General features: G+C 70.1%; 12 protein-coding genes. 4 read left to right on the forward strand and 8 right to left on the reverse strand.

The genetic code is table 11. The features are described from left to right. Nucleotides 1–56: 56 nt before the first annotated feature. From ACPWUT_RS15045 to ACPWUT_RS15055, 3 genes are all read left to right on the forward strand, one after another. Nucleotides 57–515 (forward strand): SRPBCC family protein, encoded by a 459-nt coding sequence (locus ACPWUT_RS15045; RefSeq protein WP_284528390.1) that lies wholly within the window; start codon nucleotides 57–59, stop codon nucleotides 513–515. 122 nt (nucleotides 516–637) lie between these two features. Then, on the forward strand, nucleotides 638–1576 hold the full coding sequence (locus ACPWUT_RS15050) for an SDR family oxidoreductase (protein ID WP_425839182.1): 939 nt from the start codon (nucleotides 638–640) through the stop codon (nucleotides 1574–1576). A 99-nt stretch (nucleotides 1577–1675) separates the two neighbouring features. After that, the gene (locus ACPWUT_RS15055) at nucleotides 1676–2530 is read left to right on the forward strand and encodes a helix-turn-helix transcriptional regulator (protein WP_425839185.1); all 855 of its coding nucleotides are present in this window, start codon (nucleotides 1676–1678) and stop codon (nucleotides 2528–2530) included. Here ACPWUT_RS15055 and ACPWUT_RS15060 read toward each other — a convergent pair. Next, nucleotides 2527–3225, reverse strand: coding sequence for a Type 1 glutamine amidotransferase-like domain-containing protein (locus ACPWUT_RS15060; protein WP_425839188.1), 699 nt, complete (start codon nucleotides 3223–3225; stop codon nucleotides 2527–2529). The two genes, ACPWUT_RS15055 and ACPWUT_RS15060, sit on opposite strands and share 4 nt — an antisense overlap. Nucleotides 3226–3325: 100 nt before the next feature. Between ACPWUT_RS15060 and ACPWUT_RS15065 the strand changes: the two genes are divergently transcribed. After that, nucleotides 3326–4258, forward strand: a complete 933-nt coding sequence (locus ACPWUT_RS15065) for an aldo/keto reductase (protein ID WP_425839191.1) — start codon at nucleotides 3326–3328, stop codon at nucleotides 4256–4258. 25 nt (nucleotides 4259–4283) lie between these two features. Here the strand turns inward: ACPWUT_RS15065 and ACPWUT_RS15070 are convergent, their stop codons facing one another. From ACPWUT_RS15070 to ACPWUT_RS15100, 7 genes are all read right to left on the reverse strand, one after another. Beyond that, nucleotides 4284–5384 carry a GntR family transcriptional regulator gene (locus ACPWUT_RS15070; RefSeq protein ID WP_425839194.1) on the reverse strand — a complete coding sequence of 367 codons (1101 nt, stop codon included), beginning with the start codon at nucleotides 5382–5384 and terminating at the stop codon, nucleotides 4284–4286. A gap of 70 nt (nucleotides 5385–5454) precedes the next feature. After that, on the reverse strand, nucleotides 5455–6516 hold the full coding sequence (locus ACPWUT_RS15075; RefSeq protein ID WP_425839197.1) for a glycoside hydrolase family 76 protein: 1062 nt from the start codon (nucleotides 6514–6516) through the stop codon (nucleotides 5455–5457). A 104-nt stretch (nucleotides 6517–6620) separates the two neighbouring features. Beyond that, nucleotides 6621–7877 carry an ABC transporter substrate-binding protein gene (locus ACPWUT_RS15080; protein WP_425839200.1) on the reverse strand — a complete coding sequence of 419 codons (1257 nt, stop codon included), beginning with the start codon at nucleotides 7875–7877 and terminating at the stop codon, nucleotides 6621–6623. 67 nt (nucleotides 7878–7944) lie between these two features. Continuing rightward, nucleotides 7945–8841: a carbohydrate ABC transporter permease gene (locus tag ACPWUT_RS15085; protein ID WP_284528398.1), complete on the reverse strand. Its 897-nt coding sequence runs from the start codon at nucleotides 8839–8841 to the stop codon at nucleotides 7945–7947. Next, nucleotides 8838–9818: a carbohydrate ABC transporter permease gene (locus ACPWUT_RS15090; protein ID WP_425839203.1), complete on the reverse strand. Its 981-nt coding sequence runs from the start codon at nucleotides 9816–9818 to the stop codon at nucleotides 8838–8840. Before ACPWUT_RS15090 ends, ACPWUT_RS15085 begins: the two co-directional genes overlap by 4 nt. Further along, entirely contained in the window at nucleotides 9815–11119 is a 1305-nt protein-coding gene (locus ACPWUT_RS15095) for a glycoside hydrolase family 125 protein (RefSeq protein WP_284528400.1), read from the reverse strand. Before ACPWUT_RS15095 ends, ACPWUT_RS15090 begins: the two co-directional genes overlap by 4 nt. A 41-nt stretch (nucleotides 11120–11160) precedes the next feature. After that, nucleotides 11161–13086 carry a glycoside hydrolase family 76 protein gene (locus ACPWUT_RS15100; protein ID WP_425839207.1) on the reverse strand — a complete coding sequence of 642 codons (1926 nt, stop codon included), beginning with the start codon at nucleotides 13084–13086 and terminating at the stop codon, nucleotides 11161–11163. Between the last annotated feature and the right edge of the window lie 109 nt (nucleotides 13087–13195).

Consider the following 13195-nt stretch of genomic DNA (forward strand, 5'->3'; position numbering starts at 1 on the left):
TGCCGGAGAAAAGTCTGTCTCTTTGGCGAGGTCGGCGCCGGCAGTACGGTGGCGGCATGAGCACGTACACCGTCACCCGTTCGGTCGAGACCACCGCCGCGCCCGCTGAGGTCCATGCGTTCGTCGACGACTTCCACAAGTGGTCCGCCTGGTCGCCGTGGGAGGACATCGACCCGACCATGCAGCGCTCCTACAGCGGGCCGGATGCCGGCGTCGGGGCTCACTACGAGTGGAAAGGCGATGGCAAGGTCGGGCAAGGGGAGATGACGATCGAGACCTCGACCCCGCAGTCGATCGGCATCCGCCTCGCCTTCCTCAAGCCGTTCGCGGCGGTCTGCCCGACCCGCTTCGACTTCGAGCCGGTCGGATCGGGCACGCGCGTGACCTGGACGATGCAGGGCGAGAACCGCGGGATCATGGTGCTGCTGGCGCCGCTGCTGCGCATCCAGCAGTCCGTCGGGAAAGACTTCGACCGCGGGCTCGCCCGGCTGAAGGCCGCCGCCGAGTCCGCCTGAGTCACGCGAGGCGCAGCGGGGGATCCGCGATCCGGGGATGAGCGCGCCCTGAACGTCGGCGGATCCGCCGACGAGCATGGACATCGCGGCGCGCACGCGCCCCGGAACCGCGAGGAGCAGCCATGCCGAAGACCATCGACATCACCGTCCCCGACCTCACCGGCCGACGCGCCGTCGTGACCGGCGCCAGCGACGGCGTCGGCGTCGAGATCGCCCTGCGCCTGGCGCGGGCGGGAGCCGAGCTCGTGCTGCCCGTCCGCACCGCGCGCAAGGGCGAAGACGCGGCGTCCCGCATCCGGCAGCAGGTGCCGGGAGCGCGCGTGGACGTGCGCTCCCTCGACCTGGCGTCGCTGGAATCGGTGGCCCGGTTCGCCGGCGAGCTGATCGAGGAGGACCGACCGCTCGACCTCCTCGTCAACAACGCGGGCGTCATGACCCCGCCGACCCGTCAGCAGTCCGCCGACGGCTTCGAGCTGCAGCTCGCCACCAACCACCTCGGGCACGTCGCCCTGACGACCGCCCTCCTGCCGCTGCTGCGTGCGGCACGCGGCCGGGTCGTGAGCCAGGTGAGCATCGCGGCCGACGAGCGATCCGTCCACTGGGACGATCTGAACTGGGAGAGCGGCTACGACGCGATGGAGGCGTACAGCTCGTCGAAGATCCTCTTCGGACTGTTCGCCGTCGAGCTGGACCGCCGGAGCGTCGCCGGCGACTGGGGAGTGCGGAGCATGCTGTCCCACCCCGGCATCACGCCGACGAACCTCCTCTCGGCCCAGCCCGGACTCGGGCGGAGCGAGGACACGCGCGCCGTGCGCGTGATCCGCGCGCTGTCGCGGTGGGGCATCATCGTCGGAACCCCCGCGTCGGCGGCCCTGCCGGCCGTGATGGCGGGCACCGATCCCGCAGCGCGGGGCGGGATGCTCTACGGGCCGAGCGGATGGCGCCACCTGGGCGGCCCGCCGGCCGAGCAGCCGCTGTACTCCCGGCTGGCGGGCGACGACGACGCGCGCCGGGCGTGGGACGCGACCGAGCGCCTGCTCGGGGCTCCGCTGCCCGTCTGAGGCGACCGCCCGCTGAGGGCGACGGCTCGCGCGCGACCCACCGCTGAGGGGGATCGGCGATCCCTTGCAGCCGCAGCGCCCCGACCGGAGACTCGGAGTATGGACAGACCGCAGCTCGCCGACTTCCTGCGCAAGCGCCGGGAGGCGCTGCAGCCCGAGGACGTGGGGCTGACCCGCGGCCCGCGCCGCCGCACCTCGGGCCTGCGGCGCGAGGAGGTCGCCGCGCTGTCGGACATGTCGGTCGACTACTACAGCCGGCTGGAGCAGCAGCGCGGACCGCAGCCCTCGGAGCAGATGCTGGCCGCGATCGCCCGGGGCATGCGGCTGACCCTCGCCGAGCGCGACCACCTCTTCCGCCTCGCAGGGCACCGCGCCCCGGAGCGTACGGTGCGCACCGACCACGTCTCCCCCGGTCTCATGCGCGTGCTGGACCGGCTGGCCGACACCCCGGCGCAGGTCATGACCGCGCTCGGCGAGACCCTCGCGCAGACGCCGCCGGCGCGGGTGCTGTTCGGCGACGAGACGCGCTTCGAGGGGGCCATGCGCAGCATCGGCTACCGCTGGTTCCTGCATCCGCCCACCCGCGACGTGTATCCCGCCGAGGACCATGCCCGCCATTCGCGCGCCTTCACCGCCGACATCCGCGCCGTGTTCGCGCAGCACGGACCGCGCTCGCGCGCGGGCGCGCTGGTGGCCGAGCTGCTCGAGCGCAGCACGGAGTTCGCCGAGCTCTGGGAGCAGCACGAGCTCCGCGATCACCACGTGCTCGACAAGCGGCTCCAGCATCCCGAGACGGGGGTCATCGAAGCGCAGTGCCAGATCCTCGTCGACCCCGACCAGGGACAGACCCTGCTGGTGATCACCGCGCAGCCGGGGACCGAGAGCTACGACAAGCTGCGGCTGCTCTCGGTGATCGGAACGCAGCGCATGGAGACGGACGCTCGGACCGGTTAGCCGGCGCCGCCGTCGAAGCGCTCCCAGTTGCCCGCCGAGATCACGTCGACCTCGCCGTCGACCACCGAGATGGCCGTCTGGTCGTCGATGGCGTACGACGGCACACCGATCGCCGCGGCCCATTCGCGGGCCCGCGCGAGGGTGTTCGACTCCCACCCCGGGTAGTCCAGGTGCGGGAAGATCGAGAAGTCCACCACGCCCAGGGTCTCGTCGCCGCCGTGGGTCTCGTCGCCGCCGTGAGGCTGCCACTCGACGAAGAGCGGGCCGATGCGCGGCGTCATCACCATGCTGCCCGCGCTCACGCCGACCCACACGGTCTCGGCGAGCGACGGGAAGAGCGCCGCCAGCCCGGACTCGCGCAGCCAGTGCGCGAGGAACACGGCCTCGCCCCCGTCGACGAGGAGGACGTCGGCCTGCCGCACCCACGGCATCCAGCGGTCCGCGCCGATGCTGGCGAGGGCGGTGAGCTCGAGGACCCCCACCGACTTCCAGCCGAGCCCTCCCAGGCCCGGGCCGTGCTCCCCGGCTCCGGTGATCGTGCCCCACACCGACTCCGGCCCGCACATCGGATGTCCCCACTGCGCCGTGGGGATGAACAGCGCCCGCGACTCCTCGATCGGCTTGCCGAGCAGCTGGACGAGTCGTTCCCGGATGGCCTCGTTGGTGACCCCGCCCGAGGTGAGCAGCAGCTTCATCGTGTCCGCCTCTTCGTCTGTCGGCTCGTGCCGGCCCCCACACTAGGCCACCCCTCCGACCCGGGCTAGCGTGGAGGGAGACGACCGAAGGAGCTCCCCCATGAAGACCGTCCCCGTCGGGCCCGACCTGCTGGCCCCCAATGTGGTCCTCGGACTCATGCGCATCACCGACAAGTCCGACGACGAGATCCGCGAGCTCGTGCGCGTGGCCCGCGACGCCGGCATCGACTTCTTCGACCACGCCGACATCTACGGCTCCCACATGCACCAGTGCGAGGAGCGCTTCGCCGAGGCGATGCAGCTCACGCCGTCCGAGCGTGCCGAGGTCACCATCCAGACCAAGGCCGGGATCGTGAAGGAGGGGCCGTACTTCGACTTCTCATACGAGCGCATCGTCGGCCAGGTCGAGGGGTCGCTGCGCGCCCTGCGCACCGACTACATCGACATCCTGCTGCTCCACCGCCCCGATGCCCTCGTCGAGCCCGAGGAGGTCGCGCGCGCGTTCGACGAGCTCGAGGCCGCCGGCAAGGTGCGCGCCTTCGGCGTCTCCAACCACACGCCCGGGCAGATCGACCTGCTGAAGTCCGCCGTGCGGCAGCCGATCGTGGCGAACCAGCTGCAGCTGTCGATCACCCACGCGCCGATCATCGCGCAGGGCATCGCGGCCAACATGCAGGGCACCGACCAGGCCGTGACCCTCGACGGCGGCGGGATCGTGGACTACTGCCGGCTGCACGGCATCACCATCCAGGCGTGGTCGCCGTTCCAGGCGGGGTTCTTCAACGGGGTCTTCCTGGATTCGCCCGACTACCCCGAGCTGAACGCGGTCATCGACCGCCTCGCGGCGCAGTACGACGTGCCGCCGATCGCGATCGCGACGGCGTGGATCACCCGCCATCCCGCGAAGATGCAGGTCGTCCTCGGCACCACCACGCCCGAGCGGGTGAGTGCGGCGGCCCAGGGATCGGACATCCCGCTCACCCGGGCGGAGTGGTACGAGCTGTTCCGCGCCGCGGGCTACCGCGTGCCCTGAGCGCCGATGCCGGCGCCCGCTCCGCTCAGCGCTTGCTGTCCGTCGACTCGCCGACCACGAGGGCGGTGGGGAGGGCGACCTTCCGCACCGCGCGGGGCTGGCGGATGAGGTCGAGGGCGAGGTCGACGGCGGCCTCGCCCATCCCTTCCTGATCCTGGCGGATGTGGGTGAAGCGGTAGTGCAGCGGGTCGTAGAACGCGTCGGGGTGGTCGAAGCAGACGATCGACAGGTCGCCCGGGATGTCCCGTCCGACCCGGAGGGCTGCCGCCCGCAGCATGGCGGCGATGTTGTACTCCGTCGCCACGACCGCGGTCATCCCCGGGCGCGCTCGCAGGTAGGCCTCGAGCAGGTCGATGTCCTCGTCGGGCGATGCGGTGCTGCCGGGCGTCGTGGAGTGGACCAGGTCGAACACGAGCGCGTCGTCGTGCGGGATGTGGTGCATCGCGTGCGCCTTGACGTAGCCGTCTCGGCGGTCGCGCAGGGTGGACACGGTGCTGTCGGAGCTGACCAGGCCGACCGCCTCGTGGCCGAGCGAGAACAGGTGCTCGGTGGCCTGCTGGCCGGCGACCACGTTGTCGGAGCAGACCGTCGCCACCGGCACCCCGTCGAAGACGCGGTCGAGGATCACGACGGGGAAGTCCTTGGTCACCAGTTCGAGCACGGCCGGCGGGATGTAGACCGACGAGCTCGGCTGCAGGATGAGGGCGCGCACCCCGCCGTCGACGAGCGAGCGGATGAGCCGGTCCTCGGCCGAGGCGTCGCCGAGGCTGCGCTTGACCAGCAGGTTGGCGCTCGCGTTCGCCCGGTCGAGCAGGCCGCCGATGATCCGGGTGCCGAAGGTGTCGTCGAAGTTGGTGACGATCAGCCCGACGAGCGGATGGGTGAGCGAGTGCGAGGCCGGTGCGACGGTGGCGACGTCGCTGATGACGATCGTGCCCACCCGGGGGCGCCGGCTGATGAACCCGTCGCCGCGGAGCAGGTCGAGCGCCTTCTTGACGGTGATGGCGCTGACCCCGTGACGCTCCGAGAGCTCCGCGTCGGAGGGGAGCCGCTCCCCCACCGGGTGGTCGCCGCGCTCGATCGCGGACCGCAGGTCGTCGTACACCGCCCGGTACAGCGCCGTCATCCGGTTGCCCCCCACTCGCGAATCAACATATTTAATGTATCACCGAGCGGGGGGCGCCGTCGGGACGGACTCAGCGGGCGGCGCGACGCGCGCGCAGTTCGAGCGCCATGATCGCGCTCAGCTGCGTGGAGAAGTCCACCTTGTCGCCCGCCGGGGCCGACCAGTCGTCGCTGGCGAGGAGCCTCCCGTCACGCACCGCGCTGCGCCACAGGGCGTCGGTGCTGGTCCGCACGAACCCGTCCAGCTCCCGGGCGGCGTCGGAGTCGGGGTCGAGGGCATCGAGGAGCGTGCCGATGTACCGGTAGTAGACGCCCTTGAACAGGCCCTCGTCGCCGCCGGCGCCCTCCTGCCGGAAGATCCCGTTCTCCGACAGCTCGGCGAGCGCCGTGAGCGCGGTCCGCGACGCGTCGTCCAGGTAGCGCTCGTCCCCGGTCGCGCCGGCGAGCGCGACGCCCGCCCCGACGTAGAGACCCTGGTTGTAGGTGAAGCGCCAGTGGAGGTCGAGCTCGCCGTCCTCCTCGCGGTTGATGCCGTCCTCGACGAACCCGTCGGGCCGGACGACCGTGTCGGTGAGCCACCGGTAGGCGGCGAGTCCGTAGTCGAGGTAGCGCGCATCGTCGTCGCGCGCGCTCAGGCGGGCGGAGAGGATGACGAACGGACCGTTCGCGGGGGTGTTCTTGTAGTAGAGCTGCTGCTTGCGCCACGCGACACTCGGGCCCATGGTGTCGTTCCAGCCGTGGTCGACGACATGGTTCCAGATGGCGATCGCGTCGCGCAGGTAGGCATCGTCGCCGGTGGCGTCGTGAAGACGCAGGATCGCCAGCGCGTACCAGAGCATGTCGTCGAAGTAGTCGTTGAACAGCGACCCGCCGTTGCGTTCGAGGATGTTGCGGTACGCCGCCTCGGCCTTGTCCAGCCACTGCCGGTCGCCGGTTCGCTCGAACGCGTCGACGCGCACGTCGATCAGGTGCGCGAGCCACCAGTAGTTGAAGGTGGCGTTGTCGCCCGCGGGGTGGCTGTTGTTGAGCAGCTGCGGTCCGTCGACGCCGAAGAAGTGGTCGAGGCTGTCCTGCGCGAGCGACGCGCGGTCGTCCCATTCGGTGTGCGGGGCGGTGCGCGATGCGGTGGTCATGAAGGCTCCAGAGCGGATCGGGGTGAGGGGATCGGTGTGAGGGGATCGGTGTGAGGGGATCGGTGCGGCGGACGGGGGTGCGCCCCCCGTCCGCCGCGTGTCGGTCAGCGGTTGTCGGCGAGGATCTGGTCGCCGAGGCTCTGAGCCTCCGCCAGGGCGTCTTCGGCGCTGATCTCGCCGGCCAGGAAGCGCTCCAGCTGCGGGATCAGGGCCTTGCCCTCCACGTCGGAGGCGCCGGGGATGCGGGAGCGGACCTTCGCGAACTCGAGCGTCTCGATGAACGCGGAGTACTTCGGGTTGTCGGTGAAGTACGGGTCGTTGGCCGCCTCGATGTTCGCGGGGATCCAGCCGGAGATCTCGCCGAACGACACGCCGTTCTCGGGCTGCGTCGTCCACCAGGTGATGAAGTCCCAGGCGCCTTCGGCGTTCTTCGCGCCCTGCGGGATGACCAGGCCGAACCCGCCCATGCCTGCGCCCTGCCCGCCGTCGGGGCCCGACGGCGGCGGAACGATGCCGTACTCCACGCCGGCCGCGTCGAGGCCGCCCAGGGCCCACGGACCGTCGAGCTTCAGGGCGACGTTGCCCTCGGCGAACGCGTCGACGCCCTCGCCGAAGCCAAGCTCGTAGACGCCCGCGTCGAGCAGGCTCTGCCAGAACTGCAGCACCTCCAGCCCCTCCGGGCTGTTGAAGGCGGTGGCCTGCTCGTCGTCGCTGTACATCTGGCCGCCGGCCTGCGTCAGCCACATGTTGAACAGGCCCGGATCGTTGAGCTGGAAGCCGGCGCGCGCGAGCGAGCCGCCCTCCGAGACGGTGGTCGCCTCGGCGACCGCGGCGAGCTCGTCCCAGGTCGTGGGCGGCTCGACGCCGGCCTCCTCGAGCGCCTCGACGTTGTAGAACAGCGACCGGTTGTCGACCAGCAGCGGGATGCCGTAGGTGACGTCGTCGATGACGAGCTCGCTCAGCGCCTGGTCGTAGAACTGGCTCATGTCCACGCCGTCCGCCTCGATGTACTCGTCGATGGGCGCCAGGGCGTTCTTGTCGACGTAGATCGGGGTGTTGTAGCGGTCCCAGAGCACCACGTCGGGCACGTCGCCCGAGGCCAGACCGGTGAGCAGCTTCTCCTCGACGAGTTCCTGCGGCACGTAGGTCACCTCGTAGGCGTCCTGGGCGGCGTTGTAGGCGGCGGCCTGGGCTTCGAGCTGAGCGACCTGGTCGCCGGACCAGGAACCCCAGAACGTCACCTTCTCGGGGCCGTCGCCGGAGTCGCCGGAGTCGGTGGTCGTCCCGCTGCAGGCGGCGAGCGCGATCGCGGCGACGGTGACGACACCGAGGGCGAGGAACCGCCGGGGTGATGTCTTCATTGCATTTCTCCCTTGAATGTTGGTGCGGGCCGTGCGGACCGGGTGCGTCCGGACGTGGTGGAGGCCGTCATTTGACGGCCGAGCCGGTGAAGTTCTGCACGATGTACTTCTGTGCGAGGACGAAGACCAGCAGCACCGGCAGGCTGGCGACGATCGTGCCGGCCATCAGCGGGCCGTAGTCGGTCTCGTACTCGTTGATGAAGGCCGACAGTCCGATCTGGACGGTGTACATCTCGGGGTTGTTCAGGGCGATCAGCGGCCAGAGGAAGCTGTTCCACCCGGCCTGGAAGGTGAGGACGGCGAGCACGGCGGCGCCCGCCGTCGACAGCGGGAAGTAGACGCTGAGGAAGATGCGGAACTCCCCCGCGCCGTCGATGCGCGCCGCGTCGCCGATCTCGTCGGGGAGCGACTCGAAGAACTGCTTCATGAAGAAGACGGCGAACGCCCCCGCGGCGAAGGGCACGAGCACGGCCGCGTAGCTGTTGATCATGCCGACCCCGCCCTGGCCGAGCAGGTCGTTGCCGCCGGCGAGCGGGAAGTAGCGCAGCACCAGGAACGTCGGGATCATCGTCACGATCGCGGGGACCATCATCGAGGCCAGGAACGTGGCGAACACGCTGCTGCGACCCGGGAAGCGGAGCTTGGCGAGCGCGTAGCCGGCGAGGCTGCCGAAGAACACGTTGGTCAGGGTGCCGCCGACGGCGAGGACGAACGAGTTCACGAGGTAGCGCCCGAAGGTGCCGTCCGCGAAGAGGGCGACGTAGTTGTCGAAGGTGGGGCTGCGGGGGATGATCTCGAGCGCCCCGGAGAGCACCTCGCTCTCCGGCTTCAGCGACGTCGACAGCGTCCACACCAGCGGCAGGACCGTCGAGATGCTGACGAGGACGACCGCGACGTACCAGAGCGCCGAGCGGAAGAACCGTCGCCGCGTGGCACGCTGCTTCGGCGTGAAGGTGGCGCTCATGAGAGGTCCTTCCGGTTGGTGATGCGGGCGTTGGCCAGCGAGAACACGAGGATGATGAGGAAGAGGATGAACGACAGCGCCGAGGCGTAGCCCATCTCGAGGCGTCCGAAGCCGCGGTCGTAGATGTAGTAGACGAGCGTCAGCGTCGAGTTGCCCGGACCGCCCTTGGTGAGCACGTAGGCCTGGTCGAACACCTGGAACGCGGCGATCAGCAGCAGCGTGACGACGAGGAACATCGTCCGCGAGATGGCGGGCAGGGTGACGTGCCAGAAGACCCGCCAGCTGCTGGCGCCGTCCAGGCGTGCCGCTTCGATGAGCTCCGATGGGACGCCCTGGAGGGCGGCGAGGAAGATCAGCATGTTGGCGCCGAAGCCCGCCCACACGCTCATCATGACGATCGCCGGCATGGCCCACTGCGAGTCGTAGAGCCATGCGGGACCGTCGATCCCGAACCAGCCGAGCACGACGTTGAACAGGCCGTACTGCGGGTTCAGCAGCCAGAACCAGATCGATGCCGTCGCCACGGTCGACGAGATGACGGGGATGTAGAAGAGGGTGCGGAAGATGCGGACCGCGCGGCTGCGGCGGTTCAGCAGCAGGGCGGTGCCGAGTGCGACGATCACTCCGAGCGGCACGAACAGCGCCGTGTAGTAGGCGGTGTTGCGCAGCGCGATCCAGAAGATCGGGTCCTGGAAGACACGGGCGTAGTTGTCCATGCCGATCCACTCGAAGTCGCCGACCACCGCGTAGTCCGTGAAGCTGACGACGATCGCCACGACCAGCGGGATCAGCAGGAAGGCGACGAACAGCAGGACCGGCACGGCGAGGAACACCCAGCCGCTGATCGCCTGCTGCCGGCGGGTGGCGCGCACGGCGCCGTTCTCGCCGCGGCGGCCTCGCCACCAGCGCGGCGGCTGCTGCGCCTGCGCGGTCTCGGGGTCGCGCACCGTCTCGTTCAGACGCGTGAGAGTGGTCATCCCGCCACCGCCTCGACCGGCGTGCGGCGATGCGTCCGCAGCCCGGCGATGTCGAGCACCAGCTCGCAGAACATCGCGTTCGCCCACGAGAACCAGGGGCGCGTGAAGATCGTCGGGTCGTCCTTGTGGAACGACTCGTGCATCACGCCGGTGCCGGCGTGGGTGCGCAGCAGCGTGTCGAGCACGGCCCGGCGCTCGGCGTCGTCCCGCGCGGTCAGGCCCTGCACCGCCAGGGCGATCGGCCACACCGTGTCGGGCGGAGTGTGGGGGCTGCCGACGCCCGAGGCGGCCGATCCGATGCAGTAGTACGGGTTGTCGGCGCTCAGGATGAACGCCCGGGTGCGGAGGTACAGCGGATCGTCGATCGCGCACCAGCCGTGGAGCGGCAGCGAGAGGAGGCTCGGGGTGTTCCCGTCGTCGGCGAGCAGCGCGCCGCCCCGTCCGTCGACCTCGTAGGCCCACACCTCGTCGCCGCTCGGGGCGGCGGCGGTGGCATGCTCGGCGAGCGCCGCCCCGAGGTCGTCGCGCAGGGCGAGGGCCGACGCGGCGAGCTCGTCGTCGTCGAACACCTCCCGGGCGATCTCGGCGATGTGCCCCAGCTCGACGTGCGCGAACATGTTCGCCGGGATGTTGTAGGGGAACGAGCAGACGTCGTCGCTCGGCCGGAAGGCCGACCAGGTGAGCCCGGTCACCGCGACCGGCGCTCCCCGGCCGTCCCGGGACAGCGTGTCGGTGGGCGCGCCGTCGAACCGCTGGAATCGATAGGGCGACTGCTCCTCGTGGTGCTGCTCGGTGCGCCACAGCTGCACGATCAGGCGGGCCGCCTCGGGGAAGTCCGCCAGGTGATCGGTCCGACCGGTGAGGGTCCACAGGTCGTGGGCGAGCTGGATCGGGTACGCGAGCGAGTCGACCTCGTACTTCCGCTCCCACACCCACGGCGACATCTCGGTCAGGTCGCCGTGGTGCCCGGCCCCGCTGGCCGAGGCGTTGAACGCGTTGGCGTACGGGTCGAGGCGGACAAAGGCCAGCTGGCGCCGGGACACGGCGACCGCGGTATCGGCCAGCGCGGGATCGTCGGCGAGGAAGTGCAGGTAGGGCGTCAGCTGGGTCGCCGAGTCGCGCAGCCACATCGCGGGGATGTCGCCGGTGACCACGAACGCCGAACCGTCCGGCAGGAGCTCGATCGTCTTCTCGAGCGTGTCGAGGTAGCAGCGGCGGAAGATCGCCGCCACCTCGTCGCCCAGCTGCTCCGCGATGCGGGCGGTGAGCCGGTCGGCGTGGGAGGGGGAGAAGAGGTCCACGGGTCTCCTGAGGGTCGGGTGCGGTCGAGGGGAGGGAGCGATCAGTGCTGCACGTACCGCAGGGTGAGGTGATCGAGGTTCAGCCAGTTGCTGCTGCCGTTCGACGTCTCGAAGATCAGCGAGATCGTGTTGGCGCCGGCTGTCAGCGCGACGTCCTCGACGGTCACCGTCCGCCACTGCCCCCACGATCCCGTCGACGGGAAGGCGAGGTTCGACACCACGGAGGCGCCGTTCACGAAGAGGTAGCGGGAGGCGTTCCCGGCGCCGGCGGCGTAGCGGAAGGTGAGGTCGTAGCGCCCTGCCTTCACGACGGTCGCCGACAGGTCGACCCACTGGCCGCTGCCGTTCCATCCGGCGAGGTAGCCGGACCCGGTGTACCCGGCGGTCGAGGACTCCAGGCCGATGCCGCCGTGACGGGTGCCGTCCTCCGCCTCGCGCTGCTGCGACACGACCAGTCGGTCGAGGTTCAGGAACTGGCTGCTGCCCGACCCGCTCGCGTACTCGACCCGGATGGTGTTGTGCCCGGCATCGAGGTCCACGTTGTCGAGGTCGGTCTCGGCCCAGGTCGACCACGAGCCGGTGCCGGGGAACAGATGGTTCGCCCCGACCGCCACCCCGTTCACCAGGATGCGGCGGGTCGCGTCACCGGCCGCGGCCGCGTAGCGCAGGCGCAGCTCGTGGGCGCCGGCGGCGGCGGTGTTGACGTGGAAGGTGACGGCCTGGCCGTCGCTGCTCCAGCCGGCGAGGTAGCCGCGTCCCAGGAACCCGGTGCTGGTGCTCTCGGCGTTCAGGTTCGTCGTCACGGCGTTCTCGGCGTCGTGGATGCCGGTCCCCGGCTGCGGTCCCGAGTATCCGTTCGCGGGGACGATCTGCAGGGCGCTGACGACGGCGGCGGCCGTGAGGCTCTGCAGCCGGCCGGCCGGAGTGGGCATCGACCAGTTCGATCCGACGAGGTCGTCGGAGGTGCGCCGGTGGTCCCACGCCTGCGTCACGTTGGCCTGCAGGAGGGGCAGGTACTGCGTCTGCCCGTGGACGGTCGCCAGCCGGGCGAGGTGGCGGATCAGGATGGTCTTGAACCCGGCGCCGTCGTCGATGCCCTCGTCGTTGAAGGTGCCGCCGTTGGTGAGGAAGGTCGTGGTCCAGTCGGCCGCCGCGATCGCCTTGTCGAGGTAGGTCGCGTCGTCCGTCGCCTCGTAGAGCGCCATGGCCGCGCCGATGTAGTTGCCCGAGTTGTACGTGAAGTCCCACTTCACGAGCGTTCCCGAACCGGGTCCCTCGAGGTGGTCGTACACGTGGCCGTCGACCTGGAGCCGGTCGTCGACCCAGTCGAACAGCTGCTGCGCCTTCGTGAGATAGGCGGGGTCGGAGGTCGCCTGGTACAGCTGCGTCGCCGTGATGGCCGCGGGAGCGTTCGTCGCGACGTTCTTCTGGTCGTGGGGATCCTTCCGCCACCAGATGCCGCCGCCGTAGGTCGTGTCCCACTCCGCCCAGATGCCGTCGAAGAGATCCTCGGACCGGTCGAGGTAACGCGGGTCGCCCGTGAGCTCGTACGCGCGGATGGAGGCCTTCGCCCACCATCCGATGTCGTCGTTGTAGTTGTTGGCGAACGTCGGGTAGAACGCGACGAACCCGTCGTACACGTCGTCGATGAGGTCGCGCTGCCCGGGGTCGCCGGTGCGCTCGTACGCATCCATCACCGTCTCCCACAGCTGCGCCTCCCACCAGAAGTCGGTGTACAGTCCGTCCTCGGGTCCGTAGGCGTGCGCGGGGTCGATGACGTGGTCGCTGTTGGTGAAGAAGTACTTCTCGCTCGGGTCCCAGAACGCGTCGATGAACGCGTCGAAGGCGACGTCCGCATCGGCCGCGGTCGACGCGGACGCCGGTGCGGCGAGTCCGGTCAGCGCGAGCCCGGCGGCCAGGACGATCCCCGCGGCCGCACGGCGGCTGGGACGGCGGACAGTGCTCATGAATATCTCCGTTGATAGTCGTGATCCGGGGTGCGACCGCACCGTCGGATATCGACACTCTACTGAGTATATTCAATGCTGTCTACAGAATATTAGACATACTTATTGA

This window comes from Microbacterium sp. PA5 (assembly GCF_049860775.1).
In the GTDB taxonomy this organism is placed as follows: Bacteria; Actinomycetota; Actinomycetes; order Actinomycetales; family Microbacteriaceae; genus Microbacterium.